We start from the raw sequence: 3,226 nt of genomic DNA, 5'->3' as shown, positions 1-3,226 counted from the left end.
GGGTTACCCCGTAATTCAGCCAGGATTTTTTTATAAGTTCCGACCGAGATATTCCCGTGCTTGTTTAATCTCGCCGCCTCGCCATGCACCACATACATACCAGCAGGCAGGACACCCATATGCCGAAGGGCTCGCTCAAAGCGCTTGTCGTTCCGGTTCACATCCATGACCGACGGGGCCAGATATTTACTCGGTGCGTTACCGTTGGAAACCTGATCACGGATAAAGACTTTCGCGATACCTGAACGCTTCGTGGCTTTCTTTACCAATACAGAGTTCAGCGTTAACTTTGCCGGGTTTGTAAATTCACGCCCCATCGCTGAGCGCTCTTCTCCCCGTATACGAAAGGCCACGTTATTTAGGGCAACCGAGCTGGCATAAGGCAATTGCTTTTTCAATTCAGCAGATGCTTGATCAAACTTTGAAGTATCCAGCTTTACACTAACGTCCATCGTCCCCGCCCTGCTGCCTTTCCTGCAGCTTCAAGCGTTTGTGGTTGTAATACCAATTCACAACGAACCCACTCAAAGCAATCAAGAAACCACCCACCGCCAATAACTCTTGTGCGGCATACCCACCGACTACCGCTGTTCCCGCAGCAACCGTAGTGGTTGCACTGGCGACCTTCTGAACCATGGCTTCCCTCGCTGCCTCTTGAGCTACAGTGTTCACCGCTTAACCTCACTCACCCACGACTTCACGAAATAGAAACCGATGATGATGCTGTAAGGCTGCACAACCACATCAACTAGCAAGCCCTTTAGGTCTGCTACAAAAGGCGCCTTGAAAGCCATGGCCGCCGCAATAAATAAAACCAGCAGCGCCCAAACCAAGGTCACCAGAAAGGCAATTAATCGCCGTGCCCGGTTCTGCGGCTGCGTGGCTTCCAGGTATTTGAGATACCAACGGGATTTTTCCTCATTGGTAAACCACACCGCATCCACGGTATTTACAGTGGCATCCAGCACCTTGCCCGCAGACTCTGGGCCGGCAAATAAACCCTTAACTCCAGACCAAATACCCATCATGGATACTCCGGCACATAGTGCGTAATTGTCAGATCAAACTCAGGCGGCAACAGCTCTCGCAGCTGCTGCATTGCCCTGCGGGATTGCGTCACCCACCAACCACCGGGAGCCAGGTTAGAACCAATACCAATACAGCCTTGCACATCCGCAGAATAATTTGCCGTATGGATTAGGATTTTTGAACGACCTGGGACTTCCTGTAGCTCCCACACATTGGGAAATCTAAGCGAGTTATAGGGATTACAGGAATAAACCCCCTCAGGAATACAGCTCTCGAACGGACGATTCCCCAACCACGGGCGCTCTACCGTATAAAACACACAGTCGCGCACTCTCAGCCGCCCCAATGTGGCATCAGGCCCATAGGCAAATCGCTGCAAATTGCAATTCATGAAGTTCTACTCGCAGAATATTGGAATAGAAAATGGCACCCAAATGAACACCGCCAAGTACAGAAAATCGAAGACTAAAAAATGAAAAAACCCGCACAAGGCGGGTTAAGAGCATGGTTAAACAATCTTTTTAAAATTAACTCTATGAAATACATAGACAAGCTAAATTAATCATATCCTTAACCACAGATCACACTTAAAGACATAGTCAATATGATTAATTATCGTAAGCAGTACTCAATAAGTATAAAAGAGAGATAGGATTTGTATCTACCACATTACCATATTCATCTCTTAATATAATTGTAATGTTGTAATCTTCACTTCCATCTGTCGTAGTAAATTTTGTGACATCAATACTTATCGGATCCACAAACAATGAATCAGTAATACCATAATCAGGAAAATATATTACTGACTCTCCTTTCCCAAACCATAGCACATCAATAACATACGCCTTTTTAGCCCTAGTATCACCTGGCATGGAAACTAGCTTATCTCTAAGTGACAATTTCACTCGACTATCATCTAGTGTGAGCTTTTCGACATCAACCACCTTACTTGGATTCGCCGCTTTCAATTCTCCAGCAACAAAAAATAGATGTTTCCCCCTCTCATACGCGTCTCCGTTAGCACCCAGCTCAACAAAACTTTCATACTCAGATACATAACCATCAATCATGATTTCTTTACCATCTTGATTTAAACGATCAAGACTATCTACTCGAACATTAATCTGACGAAAAACCCAGGCATCATTAACTTTCCCGGTAAAAATCCAGCTATCTCCATTGGGATCATTAGGACTAAATAATTTTTTTACTGACAGTTTAGGTGCATAGGCATACTCAATTTCTAAAGAAGTAAGCATAGGAGTAGCCCTAGGCTCCGCTTGCTCAACAGTCAACGTTACAGATTTAACTTCGTTCAGATCAAGCCCCGAATAGACCACCGCGCCTCTTCCTGAGTAAATATTCTGTAGTTCATACTTGAAAGTTTTCGCCTGAGCAACGCAGGCCAATAAAGCCGCAGAAACGACAAGTGTTTTAATTGCACTTTTAAATAACATAAAAAATCTACTTATAAATATCTTGGTTTCGGATAATAAGTGCAATTGGTAAAGGAGGGCTCAGCTGGTAGAGTCTGCACCTCTCCCGACCAAGAGAAAGATACTGATGAGCTACTACCAACTGAGCGAGAACGAACGATTCCAGATTTACAGCCTAAGAAAAGCCGGACACTCTCAGAATGCAATAGCAAAATTGTTAGTGAGACATCCCTCGACGATCAGCCGAGAGTTACGACGCAATATAGGCTTTCGAGGATATCGTCCAGGACAAGCACATAAGCTCGCAGAACAAAGACGTCAGCAAGCGTATAAGGCACAGAAGGTGACTAATGGCGTGCGGCAACAAATAGACACCCTAACTCGGAAAGAATTAAGCCCCCAGCAAACTGCAAGCTATTTAAAGAGACATACAGGTGTATCGTTACATCATGAAACAATCTATCAACTAATTTATTTAGACCAGGCAAATGGTGGAGACTTATACAAGCATCTTAGGATTGCCTCAAAACCTTATCGCAAGCGATACGGTAAGTATGATAGACGTGGAAAGATCAAAAACAGAGTGTGCATAGATGATCGACCAGCTGTTGTAGACCGAATGAATCGGATTGGCGACTAGGAAGGTGATACCGTTATAGGCAAGGGGCGTGGCGGAGCTTTGCTGACTATGGTTGAGCGCAAAACATTATTTACTGTTATTGTTAGATTGACTGGCAAACGATCAGACTCGCTGGCTG

General features: G+C 44.9%; 4 protein-coding genes and 2 pseudogenes. 1 reads left to right on the top strand and 5 read right to left on the bottom strand.

Annotated features, from left to right (window positions below; all coding sequences use genetic code 11):
* The 5 genes and pseudogenes from LC073_RS21350 to LC073_RS21330 all read right to left on the bottom strand — a co-directional run.
* Nucleotides 1-452, bottom strand: a pseudogene (locus LC073_RS21350) (hypothetical protein); the annotation flags it as partial.
* On the bottom strand, nucleotides 442-672 hold the full coding sequence (locus tag LC073_RS21345) for a holin (protein ID WP_226649634.1): 231 nt from the start codon (nucleotides 670-672) through the stop codon (nucleotides 442-444). The pseudogene LC073_RS21350 and the gene LC073_RS21345, both read right to left, overlap by 11 nt.
* Nucleotides 669-1,028 (bottom strand): hypothetical protein, encoded by a 360-nt coding sequence (locus LC073_RS21340; RefSeq protein ID WP_226648994.1) that lies wholly within the window; start codon nucleotides 1,026-1,028, stop codon nucleotides 669-671. The genes LC073_RS21345 and LC073_RS21340 overlap by 4 nt, the downstream gene beginning before the upstream one ends.
* Entirely contained in the window at nucleotides 1,025-1,420 is a 396-nt protein-coding gene (locus LC073_RS21335; protein ID WP_226649631.1) for a DUF5675 family protein, read from the bottom strand. Before LC073_RS21335 ends, LC073_RS21340 begins: the two co-directional genes overlap by 4 nt.
* Nucleotides 1,421-1,637: 217 nt before the next feature.
* Nucleotides 1,638-2,489: a hypothetical protein gene (locus LC073_RS21330; RefSeq protein ID WP_226649629.1), complete on the bottom strand. Its 852-nt coding sequence runs from the start codon at nucleotides 2,487-2,489 to the stop codon at nucleotides 1,638-1,640.
* A 106-nt stretch (nucleotides 2,490-2,595) separates the two neighbouring features.
* On the opposite strand from LC073_RS21330, the pseudogene LC073_RS21325 reads away from it, so the two are divergent.
* Nucleotides 2,596-3,226: pseudogene (locus LC073_RS21325) on the top strand (IS30 family transposase); the annotation flags it as partial.

This window comes from Microbulbifer variabilis (assembly GCF_020524905.1).
GTDB lineage: Bacteria > Pseudomonadota > Gammaproteobacteria > Pseudomonadales > Cellvibrionaceae > Microbulbifer > Microbulbifer variabilis_A.
Note: the sequence above shows the minus strand (reverse complement) of the source record. Positions and strands in the feature narration are given on the sequence as shown.